The following is a 16,228-nucleotide window of genomic DNA, read 5'->3' on the forward strand; positions in this document are numbered from 1 at the left end:
CAGCGCGACTGACAAGCTCGGCCCGCCGGTGAGCGCGAGGCCCGTCGTGAGCTACACCATCAGTTGGGACATCATCGATGCTGCTTGCCGATCCTTGCCTAGCAGACGGGTGCGCGCCGCACCGGTAGCAGCTGACGGCGGCCCACCGCTCGGGCGATTCCCTTCCAGAACTGGCGTTGTCCGGCACACAAGGTGCTTTGCCTTCGGGCCGCTGCTGCGTCACAAAGGGCAGGCCCAGACACGCCCAAAGGACCGCGCTCGCATGACCTTTGCCACCTTCCACTGGCACCCCGAAAGCCGCCTGTGGCGACATGGCGATGCGTGCGCGATGCATTTGCTGGACAGGCTGCAGGCTGCGCTGGCGCAGGGCGCTTCGCTCGCCATCGGACCGAACGGGATCGACGCCCTGCCCGGCGCGCCGCGCGGGCTGTTGCAGACCCGATCCTCGGGGACGACTGGCAGGGCCAAGGCGATCCGGCGCAGCCATGGCTCGTGGATCTCCAGTTTTGCGGTGAACGCTGACGCGCTGGGGATCACGCCGCGCGACAGCTATGGCATCCTTGGCACGCCCGCCCAGTCGCTGGCGCTTTATGGCCTCGTCGAGGCGGCATTTCTGGGCGCGGATCTGCACTGCCTTCAAGGGCTGCGACCGGCGCGGCAGGCCGCGCTTATGGTAGAGGGTAGCGTGACCATCCTCTATGCCACGCCGACCCAGCTGCGGCTGCTGTGCGAGGTCGGCCACCCGATGCCGAGCCTGCGGCACATCCTGTGCGGCGGCGGGCGGATGCCGGACGGGCTGCGCGCGCGGGTTGCGCAGCTGTGCCCCGGCGCGGCGCTGCGCGAATTCTACGGCGCGGCCGAGACCAGCTTCATCGCCTGGGGCGACGCGGAGACGCCAGAGGGCGCCGTGGGCCGCGCCTATCCCGGAGTCGAGATCCGCATCGACGCCGCGCCGGGCGGCTTTGGCGAGATCTGGGTGCGCAGCCCCTATCTGTTCGACGGTTATGCCGAGGGCGACAGCGCCGACACCCGCTGGCAGGACGGATTCCTCACCGTGGGCGAGATCGGTCGGATCGAGGGCGGTGTTCTAACCGTCGCCGGGCGGCGCTCTCGCATGGTCACCATTGCCGACACCAATGTCTTTCCCGAGGACATCGAGGCGCTCTTGCTTGGCGATCCGGCTGTCAGCCATTGCGCGGTGATCCCTCGCCGTGATCCGCGCCGCGGCACGCAGCTGGTGGCAGTGATCGCCGGCAACTGCCCTCCTGCGCTCGAGGATCATTTGCTGAGGCTCTGCCGCGCCGGGGTCGGGGCGCTTGCCGCGCCGCGCCGGGTGATCGGCATCAGCGACTTTGACTTGACCGCGACAGGCAAACCCGACCTGCGCGCCCTCGCAAGGCGGCTGGAGGATCTGCCATGAGCGGCGTGCGCATCGTTGCGGCGCTGCGCACGCCGGTCGCCCCGCGCGGCGGCGCGCTGTCGCGGATGTCGTTGCATGAGCTTGCAGCGCCCGTCTTGAACGCGGCTTTGGCGGCGGCAGGGCTGGCGCCAGAAAATGTGGATGAGCTGGTGCTTGGCAATGCGCTTGGCGCAGGCGGCAACCCGGCGCGGCTGGTGGCGCTTGCCGCCGGGCTGCCCGAACGCGTCGCAGGCCTGACCATCGACCGGCAATGCTGCGGCGGGCTGGATGCGCTGGTGCTTGGGGCGGCGCTGATTGCCTCGGGGCAGGCGGAGGTGGTGGCGGCTGGCGGGGTGGAATCCTATTCCCGGCGACCCTTGCGGCTGCGCACCGATCCGGATGGCGGCACACCGCAAGCTTACGACCGCCCGCCTTTCACCCCCTTTCCAGAGCGTGACCCGGATATGGACGCCGCCGCTGATACGCTGGCGCAGCAGGCTGGCTTTGATCGCGCCGCGCAGGACGATTGGGCCGTGGGCAGCCATCGCAAGGCCCGCGCCGCCGATCTTCGGGACGAGATCGTGCCTCTGGCGGGGCTTGCGCGCGATGCCTTCACCCGCGATCTGTCGCCTCGGCTTGCGGCGCGGGCGCGGGTGCTGACCGGCAGCATCACTCCGGCCAATGCCGCCGTCGCGGCTGATGGCGCGGCGATCTGCATCATGGTGTCGGATCGCGTCGCCGCGCGGCTGGGGCAGGGCGGCCTGCGCTGGTGCGGTGGTCTGACCCTTGGCGCGCGCCCCGATCTGCCCGGCCTTGCGCCGGTTGCCGCCATCAAGGCCTTGCTGAATCGCAACCGGCTTCACCCGCAGGACTTGCGCGTGGCCGAGATCATGGAGGCCTACGCCGTGCAGGCGCTGGCCTGTATCGCGGGCGCGCAGATCGACCGGCAGATCGTCAATCCCGGCGGCGGCGGGCTGGCGCGCGGCCATCCGGTTGGCGCTTCGGGGGCGATCAACGCGGTGCGGCTGTTTCATGAACTGCGGGGCAGGGGGGGCAGCGGCATCGCCGCCATCGCGGCGGCGGGTGGGCTTGGTAGCGCGGTGCTGATGTCCGCCGACTAGAACCCCCTGAGAGTTGCGAACTCTTCAAGGGGCGCGCGCTCGGTTCGCACGGTATTGGCCGGGGCGTCCGGATCGGCCCGCCCGAGCGCGAGGCCGCATACCACCATCTCGTCAGCGCCAAGGCCAAGCGCTGCGTGGGCGACATCGGCATGATTGGCCAGCGCGCCGATGCCGCAGCTGGCGTAGCCCATGCCTTCGGCGGCGATCATCAGCGCCATCAGCGCCAGGCCCAGATCCATGAAGCAGCCCTTGCCCATCGCCGGGTCGATGGTCACGACGATACCGACCGGCGCATCGAAGAAGCCGTAGTTGCGGGCAAACTGGGCGCGACGCCCCGGCAGGTCGCGCCGTTCGATCCCCAGCGCCGCGTAAAGCGCATGGCCCGCCGCGCGCTGGCGGGCCTTCAGGGCGGGCGGCATTGGCTGCGGAAAATACGAATATTGCGACACTTGCGCCCGGCCCGCGCTGGCCGCATCAACCAGCGCCGCGCTGAGCTTTGCCAAGGGCGCACCGGTCAGTGCATGGAACCGCCCGGGCTGTAGATTGGCCCCGCTTGGCGCGGTGCGCGCGGCGCGCAACATGCGTTCGACATCGCCGCGCGGCACTGGACCCGGCAGAAACCCGCGGACAGAGCGCCGCGCGAACAGCAGCGCCTCCGCCGCGTTCAGGCTCATGCGCGCGACAGCACGCTGGCCGGGCGCGCCCGCGCCAGCGCCGAGGTGATCAGCCCGGCCAGAACCGCCTTGATGACATCGCCCGGCAGGAAGGCGGTGACCAGAAGCGCGGCCTCGGGGAGGGTCTTGCCAAGCGTCACCGACATGCCGACGATGCCGAAAGCGTAGACCACAGCGATGCCGCCGATCAGCGAGGCCACCGCCGCCACCAGCGCCAGCTTGCCGCGCCAGCGTTCGACGATCAGCCCGGTGACAAAGGCGGCAATCGGCCAGCTCACCAGAAAACCCACGGTGGGCGAGGCAAACACCCCAAGCCCGCCGCGCCCGCCCGCCAGCAGCGGCAGCCCCAGCGCCACCAGCGCCACGAACAGCAGCGCTGCCAACGCGCCGCGCCGCGCCCCCAGCACCGTGCCGCACAGCATCACGCCCAGCGTCTGCGCGGTGATCGGAACGCCAAAGGCGAGGGTGAATTTCGGGATCAGTCCGAGCCCGGCGATCAGCGCGGCAAACAGCGCGATCATGGTAAGATTGCGTTCCAAGGGCGGTCCTCCTAACGGTTCATATCAGGCGGCTCCAGCCCGCCCCGGGCGCGCAGCGCCTCGGCGACCTGTTCTGCATCATCGATGGCCAGTGCCGCAAGGGGCATTACGATGCGCCAGCCTGCCCGCCGCCGCGACCGCGCCCGCCATGCGTCGGACAAAAGCCCGCCCTTGCGGGCGATCGCCGGGGTGAACCGCACCACCAGCGCCACCGACAATTCCAGCGCGCGGGTCGACAGGCCGAAGCGGCGCAGCGGCGCCAGCACTGCGGATGCCACGGCGATCATGTCGGTCAGCCGCGTCGTCATGGTGACGAAATTGGCAAGGCTCAGCGCCGCCATCAGGCGCAGCGCCACCTTGATGCCTTCGCCGATCTGCCCGGTCAGCCCGTGCCACAGCGCGATCAGCGCAAGGAACGGCAGCAGGATGCGCAGGCTGGCCGCGGCGGCGCGGGCAAAGCGCCACCCGCAGCTAAGGATCAGCGCCAGCACCGCCGCGCAGGCCAGCGCCAACGCGCCGGGCGAGGGCAGGGCGAACAACCCCACCGTCGCCGCCGACAGCGCCGCCAGCTTGAGGCCGGCGGGCAGCCGGTGCGCCCATGTGTCAACCGGCGAGGTCAGAGAGATCATCGCAGCCCCCCCAATCGCGCATCTGCGCTTCGAACCCGGGCAGCACCGCGCCGGGCGGGCCATCAGCCCGCAGCGCGCCGTCGTCGATCCAGATGATCCGCTCGTAATCGCGAACGCTGTCTGGATCATGGGTGATCTGGATCAGCCGGGCCTCTGCCTGATCAAAGGCACGCGAAAGCTGCATCCGTGTCGGGATATCCAGCCCCGAGAACGGCTCGTCGAGCAGGATCAGCCGAGGGCGCATCGCCAGCACCGCCATCAGGCAGACCAGCTGCTTTTGCCCCTGCGACAGCCCGTGGGTCGGCGCATCGGCCCAATGCGCCTTGCCAAATTGCGCAAGGATTGCGGCGGTCTGCGCCGCAGCATCCGGTTTCGACTGGCCAAGCTGGGTCAGGCCAAAGGCGATCTCTTCGCTGACGGTGGGAAAGATGATCTGATGGTCGGGGTTCTGGAACAGGATGCCAACGCTGCGCAGCGCCGCCTTGCGATCACGCGCCATGTCGCGCCCGTCGATGCGGGCGCTGCCGGTGTCCGGGGCCTGAAGCCCGGCAATGATCCGCGCCAGCGTCGTCTTGCCCGATCCGTTGCGCCCGACGATGCCAATGCGCCGCTCGTCCGCACGCAGCGAGACGTCGCGCAGGGCCAACGTCTCTCCGAGGGTCACCGAAACGTTGCTGAGTTCCAGCATTTGCGTCGTGTTCCTTGCGCTGCACAGACCGCCCGCGCGCCGCGAAGATCCGGGCGCAACCGCAAGCCTGCAGGGTCGCGACCGCTTATGCCCCGCAGCGTTGGCAAGGCCAAGGCAGAACGCGCGATGCAGGGGGTCAGAAACTCAGCCGGTAATTCGTCGTCAGTTTCAGCGGCTGGGCCGGGTCGAACACCTGCCGCCCGTCCAGTTGCACCGACACCGAATGTTTCTGGCGCGACCACAGCAACCCGGCAGCAAGGGTCTGCGCGCTGTAATCGCCTCTGCCGTCGGCGTTGCTCCACTGGCCCTGCGTCATGCCGAAATCCACATAGGGGCGCAGGGCGTTCTGCGGCAGAAAGGTGGCGCGGGTCGACAGCGTGCTGTCGAGCTTGGTGATGCCAAACCCCCCGAGGCTGCGGCGCCCCGGCGTCACCTGCCGCGAGAATTGCAGGGTCGCGGTGCTGCCCAGCCGGACATCGCCGAAATCGCGTTCCAGCCTTGCGCGCGCTCCGGCGCCGAAGCGGGCGGCACGCAGGGTGGCTCCGGCAATGCGGTAGACAGGGCGCGAAAAGCTGGCCCAGCTTTTGAGATTCAGATACTTGCCGACCGGTGTCTTGAAATAGGGGCCAAAGGAAAAGGTGCGGCTCTGCACGGTTTCGCCGTTGCTCAGCTCGGCGCTGCCAAGGCTGGCCACAAGCCCAAGCCGACTGGCATTCATCACCGGCACATCGTAGCCCAGCAGCAGGCGGCGGCTGACCCCGTGCGGGGTGCCGTCGTATTCGGTCATGCGAAACGCTGTCCAGGCGCGGGCGGTGTTGGCCCCGGCCTGCGTTGCAAGATACAGCCCGTTGCCGTTGAGGCTGACATGGCCAAAACCATCCATCACATGCCCCAGCGCCGCCTCATGCGCGGCGATATCGGCGGCCAGCGTGGTTGTCGCCCCGAGCCGGAGCGCGGCGCGCAACTCGGCATCTTCCGCGCGGAGCGGCAGGGGGGCAAGCGCCAGAAGGACGGCGCACATGGCTTTGGCGCTCAGCGCGTGCATGACAGCGGGGCTCTTTTGGTCTGGGCGTTGGGTCTTCGGGGTGTCCTGTAGATACCCGCCGCGCGGCGTGCGATCAAATCACAATGCCGGCCTGTCTGGTGATACCGTTTGGTAACGTAACGTTAACCATGCTGCCGGGTCGCATCGCAAGATGTCGCCTTGCGGGATAGGCCAGATACAAAGGGGGCGCCCCACGCACAGAGAGGCGACCCCGGAACGCACAGGCGCGGGTGATCAGACCAGCGGATCGCTCAGCACGAAGGTCATGCTCAGATCGGTTTGCGTGGTCAGCACGCCGCTCAGGGTGACGGTGGCACCGTCGCCATAGGACACGACGGTGTCGCCAGCCAGTTGCGCGACATCGTCAATCCCCACGTCGAAGAAGCTCAGCACATCGGTTGCCACGTCGAAATCGGTGATGGTGTCATCGCCGCCAGCGGTCTCGAAGACAAAGACATCGACGCCGGTGCCGCCGGTCAGGATATCATCGCCGGTGCCGCCGGACAGCAGGTCATCGCCGATCCCGCCATCCATCCGGTCATCGCCGCCGCGCCCGTACAGCATATCGTCGCCGGCATAGCCTTGCAGGGCATTGCGGTAGTCGTTCCCCGACAGCGCGTCGTCATGGATCGTGCCGCGCAGCGCCTCGATCGACAGCAGGATGTCGCCCGCCGCATCGCCGGTGTTGGCGCTGGCATCGGCAAGATCGACGGTGACGCCGCTGCTGGCGCCCAGATAGCTGGCCACGTCGCGCCCGATGCCGCCGCGGATCAGGTCAGCGCCGCTGCCACCGTTCATCGTGTCGTTGCCGAAGGAGCCGATCAGCGTGTCGTCGCCTTCCCGGCCTGTCAGGCTGTCATCGCCCGCAAGGCCGATCAGCCGGTTGTCCTCGGCATCGCCTGCGATGGTGTCGGCCAGATCGCTGCCCCGGATGTTCTCTATGCCGGTCAGCACATCCCCAAGCGCTGCGCCAGCGTTGGCCGCGCTGTCCTGAAGATCAAGCATCAGCGACATCGTCTGATCGTCATAGGCGGCCAGATCGATGCCCAGCCCGCCATCCATGCTGTCGGCGCCCACGCCGCCCACCAGCGTGTCGTTGCCCTCGCCGCCGATCAGCGTGTCGTCGCCGATCCAGCCCGACAGGAAATCCCGCCCGCCGCGCCCGTCGAGCAGATCGTCGCCGATCCAGCCCAGCAATTCGTTGCGATAGGCGTTGCCCGAAAGGTCATCGTTCGCGGCTGTGCCAAGCAGGGTTTCGATACTGCTCAGAACGTCGCCCGCCGCGGCCCCGGCATTCAGCGTCTGGTCGTCAAGGTCGATCACCGCAGCCTGGGCTGCGCCGGAATAATCTGCCGTATCCCAGCCATTGCGCCCGTAAATCATGTCGGCACCGGCGCCGCCGATCAGCGTGTCGGCGCCGCTGCCCCCCCGTAGGGTGTCGTTGCCATTGCCGCCGCGCAGCAGGGCGGAATTGCTCCAGCTTGTCAGGTCGTCGTCCCCGTCACCGCCGTTCAGCGTGTGCTCACCCCAATCTGCGTAAAGCGTGTCATCGCCGCCTTCGCCGAACACTGCGCTGCGGGAGCCATATGCATAGATCTCATCGCCGCCGTCGCCGCCAAGGGCGATGGTGTTGGTGCCGCTGGCATAAATGGTGTCATCGCCCGCGCCGCCCTCGATGTGGTCGGTGCCGCCATTCGAATCGATTTGGTCGTTGCCGTCGCCGCCAAGCAGCACGTCGTTATCGCTGCCGCCGATCAGCGTGTCCTTGCCATCGCCGCCGATCAGCGTGTTGTTGCCGCCCGCATAGCCCGCAAGCGAGTCATCTCCCGCGCCGCCATCAAGCAGATCGTCGCCCGTGCCGGACAGCAGGCGATCGTTGCCGTCGCCGCCCAGCAGCGTGTCATCGCCGTTGAACCCGGCAAGCAGATCATCGCCTGCGCCGCCGTCAAGGCTATCGTCCCCGGCCTGGCCACGCAGTGTATCGTCAGCGTCCGAGCCGATCACCGTGTCATTGCCCGCCAGCGCATCGACGTCGCCGCCCCCGGCCTCTGGCATCTCGTAGAAATCGTCGCCATTGGTCAGGCTGAGCTGGGCGGTTGCCTGCAGCACATAGGCGCCCGTGCTGCTGCTGTAGCCACCGGCGGCGATATAATAGGTGCCGGTATAGCCAGTGGTGTAGACGATGCGCGAATTCAGCCCCGGCCCGGAGTCGTCGTTCTGGGTGAGCAGATTGCCGCTGCTGTCATAGAGATAAAGATACGGGTCGCTCATCCATTGGCTGTAAGGGGCGTAGGTGCCATCCAGCGTGATGGTCACCTCTCGCCCCTCGGTGAGTTCAATGCCGACCCAGTCGGTTTCACGCGACGTTTCCACAATGCCGTAGAACCTGTCGTTCAGGTTTATGGAATAGGGGGTTGTGATATCGCTCGGCGCGTCGCCGGCGTCTTCGTTTACAATCGCCATTTTGATTAAATCCTCCGCTAATTGAAAGGATCATGGGCTCAAGCTTGCAATTTTTTCAACCTAAAGTTTATTGCGCACACTCTATGGTTCATCATTTTGCGCTTATTATTTGTCGGTTCGGATCGCGCGCGTGATGTCTGGCGTCAGCACGGTCGCAACGATGCGGTCGCGAAACAGGTCGACATGGTCGGCGGCAACCCGTTCGGCTGCGGCGGCATCGCGGGCGCGGATATGGGCGATCAGCTCACGGTGGTGACAATTGGTCTGGGCAAGATGTTCGCGCAGGCGGGTCTCATGACCGGCATGTTCGACAAAGCTGACATGGCCGACCCGCATCCCCTCGATCAGTGCGCGCTCGTAGGAATCGTGCAGATGCGATGATCCGGCGGCGGCGCTGATGGCGAGATGAAAGGCGCAGTTGGTCTCGTTGATCTCTTCGACATCGCGAGCGGTGGCGGCGGCTTCAAAGGCATCCTGCGCCGCTTCGATGGCGGCCAGTTGCGCGTCGCTGCGGCGCAGGGCGGCAAGATGGGTCTGGGCGCGCTGCAGCAAGTCGAGCGCCTCGAAGAAATCGCGCAAATCGAACAGGTTCATCGCCGCGACCCGCGCGCCGCGCCCGCGCACCACCTGCACCAGCCCTTCGGAGCCGAGCCGGATCAGCGCCTCGCGCACCGGCGTGCGCGACACCTCGTAGCGGGCCGAGATCTCCAGCTCGTCGAGATCCGATCCCGGTGTCAGTTCCATGCGCAGAATCGCGCGTCGCAGCATCCGGTACACATGTTCCGCCCCGCGCGCCGCGCCGGGGTCTGCCGGTTTGCGTGCCATTCCTGATCCCTTCCTGCCCGGTTTTGATGCCTTTGTATGCGCAATGCGCGGATGATGCGTGGGAAAACGACCGTCACTCGATATTTGGTTTGACTCATTCTTTGCATACTTTGTGTATTACAAAGCAATACCGAAGGAAGACAGACGATGGCGGAACACTGGACAATCGGCGTGGACGTGGGGGGCACCTTCACCGACCTGTGCGCGATCGAAGCGCAAACCGGGCGTATCGCGCTGCACAAAGTGCCCAGCACCCCGGCGAATCCGGCGCTGGCCATCGTTTCGGGGCTGGATGGGCTGGCCGACAAGGCGGGGTTCGATCTGGGTGATGTGCGCGCCATTGGCCATGGCACCACGGTGGCCACCAACGCGCTGATCCAGCGCACCGGCGCGCGGGTGGCGATGCTGACCACCCAGCATTTCCGCGATCTGGTCGAGATCGGCCGCCAGACCCGCCCGCTGATGTATGATCTGCGCGCCGATTACCCCGCGCCGCTGGCCCCGCGCCACCTGCGGCTTGAAATCACCGAACGCATCGGCGCTGCGGGCGAGGTGGTGACCCCGCTGGATATGGCCACGGTCGATGCCGCCATCGAAACGCTGAAGGACGAAGCGGTCGAGGCGGTGGCCATCGCCTTCCTGTTCTCCTATCTCAACCCGTCGCACGAACAGGCCGTCAAGGCGCGCCTGACCAAGGCGCTGCCCGGCGTCGCCATCAGCGCCTCGTCGGACGTGATGCCCGAATTCCGCGAATACGAACGGTCTTCGACCACGCTGCTCAACGCCTATCTGCAACCGGCCTTCGGCGATTACATGCGCACGCTGTCGGCCGAGGTCGCCGCCCGCTCGCCGCGCGCCAGCCTTGGGGTCAACCAGTCGAGCGGCGGCCTGATGTCGGTGGACAAGGCCCGCGACTTCCCGATCCGCACCGCCATGTCGGGCCCTGCGGCGGGGGCGAATGGCGCGATCCACACCGCGATGCAATCGGGCATCGAGAATGTCATCACCTATGACGTTGGGGGCACCAGCGCAGACGTGGCGCTGATCAAGAGGCAGGCCATCGGGCTGGCCTTTGACCGCGACGTAGCGGATTTCCCGGTGCGCATGCCGATGGTCGACATCAACACCGTCGGGGCCGGGGGCGGCTCCATCGCATGGTTCGACCGGGGCGGGTTGATGAAGGTCGGCCCAGCCTCGGCGGGCGCCCGGCCCGGCCCGGCCTGCTATGGCCACGGCGGCAGCCGCGCAACCGTGACCGACGCCAACGTGGTGCTGGGCCGGCTATCGACACGCGGCCTGCTGGGCGGCGACATGTCGCTGGATGTCGAGGCCTCGTTTCGCGTGGTGGGCGAGGTGGCCCGCCAGCTTGGTTGCCCGATCGAAACCGCGGCGCGGGGCATTCTGGATATCATGGCGGCCAATTCGGTGCGCGCGATCCGGGCGATTTCGGTCGAACGCGGCCATGATCCGCGTGATTTCGCGCTGATGCCCTTTGGCGGCGCCGGCCCGCTGCATGCCGAAGCGGTGGCGCGGGCGCTTGGCATCCGCACCATCCTCGTGCCGCTGCTGCCCGGCATTCTCTGCGCCGAAGGTCTGCTGGTCGCGGGCCGCTCCGAAGCGCTGGTGCGCTCGCAGCGCCTGCCGCTCGACGCCGCCGCGCCGGATACGCTGGCCGCCCTGTCGGCAGAGCTGCGCGCCGAGGCCGAGGCCTGGTTCGACGCCGAAGACATCGCGCCGCAGGACCGCAGCGTCAGCCTTGTGGCCGACATGCGCCATGCCTCGCAGAATTACGAATTGCAGATCCCGGTGGGGGCGAATGTCGGCGATCTGGAGGCGCTGAAAAACGCCTTCTTCGAGGCCCACACCCGCGCCTACGGTTTTCACAACTCTGAAGATCCGATCGAGATCATCGCCCTGCGCATGACCCCGCAGGGGGCAAAGCCACAGGTCGGAACGCCGCCGCAGGGGGCAGGGGCCTCGACCACCCCCGCGCCGCGGTCGCGCCGCCCAGTCTGGTTCAACGGACCCGAGGCCATCGACACCCCGGTCTTTGATCGCGCCGATCTTGCGCCCGGAACCGCGCTGCACGGCCCCGCCGTGATCGACCAGTTCGACAGCACGCTGCTGCTGTTCCCCGGCGATGCCGCCCGCATCGACGACGCGCTCAACATTCTCATCACCCGTGGAGGCCTCGACCAATGAGCGCGCCCGATCCAATCACCGTCGAAATCGTCGCCTCCGCCTTTCGCTCGGTGGTGGATGAAAGCTTCATCGCGCTGATGAAAAGCGCCTATTCGACCAATATCAAGGAACGGCACGACCATTCCTGCGCGATCTGCGATCCGCGCGGACGGCTGATCGTGCAGTCGGAACAATCGCTGCCGATCCATCTGGCCTCGATGACCGGGCTGATGCAGGCGGTGCTGGCGCGCTACCCGCTGGACCAGATCCACGAGGGCGATATCTTTGTCGCCAATGACCCGCATGTGGCGGGCGGCACCCACCTGCCCGATATCAACTACGCCGCGCCGATTTTTGCCGAGGGGCGCATCCTTGGCTTTGTCTGCAACATCGCCCATCACGCCGATATCGGCGGCATGGTGCCCGGCTCGATGGCGGGCGGCATGTCCGAGATCTGGCAAGAGGGCCTGCGCATTCCGCTGGTGCGCCTGTTCCGCGCCGGGCAATTGCAGCAGGACATTCTGGATATCCTGCTGCTGAACGCGCGCATTCCAAGCGAGCGCCGGGGCGATCACTTTGCCCAGATCGCCGCCTGTCGCCTTGGCCTGCGCCGGGTGGACGAGATCGTCGCCCGCTACGGCGCGCCGCTGATCGAGGCGGTCTGGGATGAATTGCTGATCCGCACCCACACGCGGATGCGCGCGGCGATTTCAGACCTGCCCGACGGGACCTACCGGTTTCAGGATGTGATGGACGACGACGGGTTTGGCACCCGCGACATTCCTCTGAAACTGGAAATCCGTGTCAGCGGCGAACGCGCGGAGTTCGACTGGACCGGCAGCGCGCCGCAGGTGCGCGGCAACATCAACCTGACCTTCGGCGCGACCAAGGCGGCGGTGGCCTATGCGCTGCGCACCTTGCTCGATCCGGAAATCGCCAACAACGAAGGCGTGCTCGATTGTTGCGAGCTGGTGACCCAGCGTGGCAGCATCGTAGATTGTGTCGCGCCCGCGCCGGTGGCGCAGCGGCTCAACACCTCGCAGCGTCTGGTCGACATCATCATCGGCGCGCTGGCGCCCGCCATCCCCGATGCGGTGGTTGGTGCCTCGAACGGGGCCAACACCACCGCCGTCTTTTCCGGCACCGATCCGCGCAATGGCCAGCCCTATCTCTATCTGGAAACGCTGGGCGGCGGGGCCGGAGGGCGGTCTGACCGCGATGGCAAGGACGGGGTGCAGGTGCACATCACCAACACCTCGAACCTGCCGATCGAAGCGATCGAAACCGAATATCCGCTGCGCGTTCTGGCCTATGGCTTTGCCCCCGACAGCGGCGGGGCAGGGCGGTTTCGCGGCGGCGCGGGGCTGCGCCGGGTGATCGCGCCGGTGGGCCATGATTGCACCTTCAACGGCGCGGGCGAGCGCTTTGCCAACGCGCCATGGGGGATCTTTGGCGGCGGCGAAGGCCGCCCCGGACGCTTCGTGCTGCAGACCGGCGCGCAGGACCAGCTGCTGGCGTCGAAGCCCACGGCGGTGCCGCTGCCCGAGGGCAGCGCCATCGTTGTCGAAACCCCCGGTTCGGGCGGCTACGGCCCGGCGCAGGACCGCCCGCAAGAAGAGGTCGCCGCCGACGCGCTTGCCGGGAAGTATTCTGATGAGTTTCTCGATCGCAATTACCCCGCGCAACGACGCGGGCAAGACCGGGCCTGACCCGGAAATCCAACCAACAGGGAACCAACACCATGAAATACATCGCTTTTGCGGCCATGACCCTTGCCGCGCCCGTCTCAGCGCAATCGATCAGCTGGGATCTGGCCAATGAATACCCGCCCAATTCGGTGCACGCCCAATCCGCCGACACCTTCATCGCCGCGCTGGCCGAGGCCTCGGGCGGCGACATGAAGATCACCGCGCATCACGGTGCGGCGCTGGGGTATAAATCGCTCGATCAATACGATGCGGTGGGCGACGGTGCGCTGGACCTTGCCTCCAGCTTTGCCACCCCGTGGTCGGGGATCGATCCGGTGTTCATCCTGTCGTCGATCCCCTTCCTCGTGAAGACCCCCGCCGAAGAGCGCCAGCTTTATGAGATCGCCAAGCCCTATTACGAAGCCGTGCTCGAGGCCGACAACCAGGTGCTGCTGTTCGCCACGCCCTGGCCGCCGTCGGGCCTGTGGGGCAACAAGGCGCTCGACAGCCTCGAGGCGCTCGATGGGGTCAAGCTGCGCACCTATGATGCCAATGGCACCATCAGCTTTGGCAACACCCCCGCAACCCCGGTGCAGCTAAGCTGGGCCGACACCGTGCCGCAGCTGTCCACCGGCGCGGTCGATGCAGTGCTGACCTCGGCCGATGGCGGGGCGTCGGCGATGCTCTGGGAGCAGCAGTCGCATTTCACCGAAGTCAACTACGCCATGCCGCTGCAATTCGTGCACCTGAACCGCGATGTCTATGACGCGCTGTCCGATGAGCAGAAGGCATGGATCGCACAGGCCACCAAGGCAGCCGAGGATTTCGGCTGGGGGCTGCTGGAAAACCGCGTGGCGCAGAATTACGCCGACATGGAAAGCCACGGCATGACCATCGTCACCGATGTCGATCCGGCCTATCTCGCGGCGCTGTCCGAAGCGGCCGCCCCGGCGCTTGAGCAGTGGAAGGACAAGATGGGCGAAGACGCCGAGTCTATCCTTGCCGCCTTCGAGGAAAGCCGCGCGCAATGAGCGAGGCCAAGCCTGTCGCCGGCCCGATCGGGCTGGCGATGCGCGTCGTCTGGGGCCTGTCGCAGGCGGCGGCAATCATCGCGGCGGGTCTTGTCGCCGCGATGACGCTGCACATCCTGCTGGAAATCGTGCTGCGACTGCTCGACCGCTCGACCTTCGTGCTGGACGAGATGGTTGGCTACGCGGTGGCCGGGGCCACGTTCCTGTCGCTGGGGTATGCGTTCGAACATGGCGCGCTGGTGCGGGTCGGCCTGCTGATCGACCGCTTTTCCGACCGCCCCCGCCGCCTGATCGAGGCGCTCTGCGGCCTGCTCACCTGCGCCATCGCCGCTGGCATCGCGCAGGTCATCGCCAAGACCGCGCTGCGCAGCTTCGAGCGTGGCCGCACGTCAAGCTCCATCGCCGAGATCCCGCTGTGGATCCCCGAGGCGATCTGCGCCATCGGGCTTGGCATCTTTGCCCTGCAGGTCGCGGCCTATGTGCTGCGGCAGCTGCTCGGCCTGCCGGGGCCGGTGGCGGCGCCCGCCCAACCTTCGGACCTCTAAGGACATCTCATGGACCCAGCTGTTTCCGGGCTCGCCCTTGTGGGCTTTCTTATCGTAACGCTAGGCAGCGGGGTCTGGATCTTTGCCGGGCTGCTGGTCGTGTCGTTCCTCGGGCTGTATTTCCTCGTGGACATGCCGCTGAGCCGGGTGCTGTCGGTGGCGGGTTCGATCACCTACCGCAGCGCCTCGACATGGGAACTGGCGGCGGTGCCGCTGTTCATCTGGGTGGCCGAGCTGATCTTTCGCTCGACGGTGTCCGAACGGCTGTTCCGGGGGCTGGCGCCGTTTGTCGACCGGGTGCCGGGGCGCTTGCTGCACACCAACGTGCTGGGCTGCACGCTGTTCGCGGCGGTCAGCGGATCGTCGGCGGCGACCACGGCGACGGTGGGCAAGATCACCTCGAGCGAACTGGTGACCCGCGGCTATGACGCGCGGCTGGCGGTGGGGTCTCTGGCCGGGGCGGGCAGCCTCGGGCTGCTGTTGCCGCCGTCAATCGCGATGATCATCTATGGCATTCTTGCCGAAGTGTCGGTCAGCCGGCTGTTTGCCGCCGGCGTGCTGCCGGGGCTGATGGTGGCAGGGCTCTATTCGGGGTTCATCATGCTGATGGCGCTGGTGAAACCGTCGATTGCCCCCGCCGGGCACGAGACCTATCGCCTGCGCGACTACCTGCGCGGGCTGGTCGATCTGGCGCCGGTGATCACGCTGATGGGCATCGTTCTGGGAGCGATCTACAGCGGCATCGCCACGCCGTCCGAGGCGGCAGCCGTGGGCGTCTTTGCCGCCTTCGTGGTGCTGGGGCTGATGCGCGAACTCAGCTGGGGCTTGCTGCGCGACAGCCTGATGGGCACGGTGCGCACCTCGGTGATGGTGTGCATCATCCTTGTCAGCGCCTCGCTGCTGTCGACCACGCTGGGCTATCTGCACCTGCCGCAGGAACTGGGCGCGGCCATCGCTGGCATGGGGCTCGACCCGCTGACCCTGATCGCGCTGCTGGCGTTGTTCTATCTGGTGCTGGGAGTGTTCGTCGACGGGGTGGCGATCATCGTGATGACGCTGCCGATGACGCTGCCGCTGATCGTGGCGGCGGGCTATGATCCGGTGTGGTTCGGGGTGTTCCTGATCCTGATGGTGGAAATCGGCCTGCTGACGCCGCCGGTCGGCATCAACCTGTTCGTGCTTCAGGGGCTTACCGGCTGGACGCTGGGCCGGGTGTCACGGGCAGCGGTGCCGTTTTTCCTGCTGTTCGGGCTGGCGGTGGCGATTCTGGTCGCCTTTCCGCAGATCGCGCTGTGGCTGCCGGGGTTGCTATATGATTGATGCGCGATCCGCGCAGCTGATGGCGGAAGGATGCATGATCTGCGCATCCTGACGCCCTAAAGCACCGCAACACGCGCGCC

Annotated in this window: 14 protein-coding genes; 7 read left to right on the top strand and 7 right to left on the bottom strand. The window is 67.0% G+C overall.

The genetic code is table 11. The annotated features are described in order from the left end of the window. Positions 1-262: 262 nt before the first annotated feature. A complete protein-coding gene (locus Q4543_RS14505; RefSeq protein ID WP_303439232.1) occupies positions 263-1,420 on the top strand; it encodes an AMP-binding protein in 1,158 nt (385 codons plus the stop codon). Next, positions 1,417-2,520, top strand: a complete 1,104-nt coding sequence (locus tag Q4543_RS14510; RefSeq protein WP_303439234.1) for a thiolase family protein — start codon at positions 1,417-1,419, stop codon at positions 2,518-2,520. Before Q4543_RS14505 ends, Q4543_RS14510 begins: the two co-directional genes overlap by 4 nt. Here the strand turns inward: Q4543_RS14510 and Q4543_RS14515 are convergent. The 7 genes from Q4543_RS14515 to Q4543_RS14545 form a co-directional block, all read right to left on the bottom strand. Further along, the gene (locus tag Q4543_RS14515) at positions 2,517-3,194 is read right to left on the bottom strand and encodes a nitroreductase (RefSeq protein WP_303439236.1); all 678 of its coding nucleotides are present in this window, start codon (positions 3,192-3,194) and stop codon (positions 2,517-2,519) included. The two genes, Q4543_RS14510 and Q4543_RS14515, sit on opposite strands and share 4 nt — an antisense overlap. Further along, positions 3,191-3,733 carry a biotin transporter BioY gene (locus Q4543_RS14520; RefSeq protein ID WP_216006014.1) on the bottom strand — a complete coding sequence of 181 codons (543 nt, stop codon included), beginning with the start codon at positions 3,731-3,733 and terminating at the stop codon, positions 3,191-3,193. The genes Q4543_RS14515 and Q4543_RS14520 overlap by 4 nt, the downstream gene beginning before the upstream one ends. A gap of 11 nt (positions 3,734-3,744) precedes the next feature. Next, entirely contained in the window at positions 3,745-4,362 is a 618-nt protein-coding gene (locus Q4543_RS14525; protein WP_303439239.1) for a CbiQ family ECF transporter T component, read from the bottom strand. After that, positions 4,337-5,050 (bottom strand): energy-coupling factor ABC transporter ATP-binding protein, encoded by a 714-nt coding sequence (locus Q4543_RS14530; protein ID WP_303439241.1) that lies wholly within the window; start codon positions 5,048-5,050, stop codon positions 4,337-4,339. The genes Q4543_RS14525 and Q4543_RS14530 overlap by 26 nt, the downstream gene beginning before the upstream one ends. Positions 5,051-5,186: 136 nt before the next feature. Further along, a complete protein-coding gene (locus Q4543_RS14535; RefSeq protein WP_216006017.1) occupies positions 5,187-6,095 on the bottom strand; it encodes a hypothetical protein in 909 nt (302 codons plus the stop codon). Positions 6,096-6,329: 234 nt separating this feature from the next. Then, on the bottom strand, positions 6,330-8,558 hold the full coding sequence (locus Q4543_RS14540) for a calcium-binding protein (protein ID WP_303439242.1): 2,229 nt from the start codon (positions 8,556-8,558) through the stop codon (positions 6,330-6,332). 105 nt (positions 8,559-8,663) lie between these two features. Continuing rightward, complete coding sequence (locus Q4543_RS14545; protein WP_303439244.1) at positions 8,664-9,383, bottom strand: GntR family transcriptional regulator; 720 nt, start codon at positions 9,381-9,383, stop codon at positions 8,664-8,666. Between the two features lie 147 nt (positions 9,384-9,530). Here Q4543_RS14545 and Q4543_RS14550 point away from each other — a divergent pair, with 147 nt between their 5' ends. The 5 genes from Q4543_RS14550 to Q4543_RS14570 are packed head-to-tail and all read left to right on the top strand — an operon-like array spanning position 9,531 to position 16,148. Further along, positions 9,531-11,585, top strand: a complete 2,055-nt coding sequence (locus tag Q4543_RS14550) for a hydantoinase/oxoprolinase family protein (RefSeq protein ID WP_303439246.1) — start codon at positions 9,531-9,533, stop codon at positions 11,583-11,585. Beyond that, entirely contained in the window at positions 11,582-13,273 is a 1,692-nt protein-coding gene (locus tag Q4543_RS14555) for a hydantoinase B/oxoprolinase family protein (protein ID WP_303439248.1), read from the top strand. Before Q4543_RS14550 ends, Q4543_RS14555 begins: the two co-directional genes overlap by 4 nt. A 32-nt stretch (positions 13,274-13,305) precedes the next feature. Next, complete coding sequence (locus Q4543_RS14560; RefSeq protein WP_303439249.1) at positions 13,306-14,283, top strand: TRAP transporter substrate-binding protein; 978 nt, start codon at positions 13,306-13,308, stop codon at positions 14,281-14,283. Continuing rightward, positions 14,280-14,828, top strand: coding sequence for a TRAP transporter small permease subunit (locus Q4543_RS14565; protein ID WP_303439250.1), 549 nt, complete (start codon positions 14,280-14,282; stop codon positions 14,826-14,828). Before Q4543_RS14560 ends, Q4543_RS14565 begins: the two co-directional genes overlap by 4 nt. 9 nt (positions 14,829-14,837) lie before the next feature. Continuing rightward, the gene (locus Q4543_RS14570; RefSeq protein WP_303439252.1) at positions 14,838-16,148 is read left to right on the top strand and encodes a TRAP transporter large permease; all 1,311 of its coding nucleotides are present in this window, start codon (positions 14,838-14,840) and stop codon (positions 16,146-16,148) included. Positions 16,149-16,228 lie beyond the last annotated feature (80 nt).

Source organism: Salipiger sp. 1_MG-2023 (genome assembly GCF_030547555.1).
Classification (GTDB): domain Bacteria; phylum Pseudomonadota; class Alphaproteobacteria; order Rhodobacterales; family Rhodobacteraceae; genus Salipiger.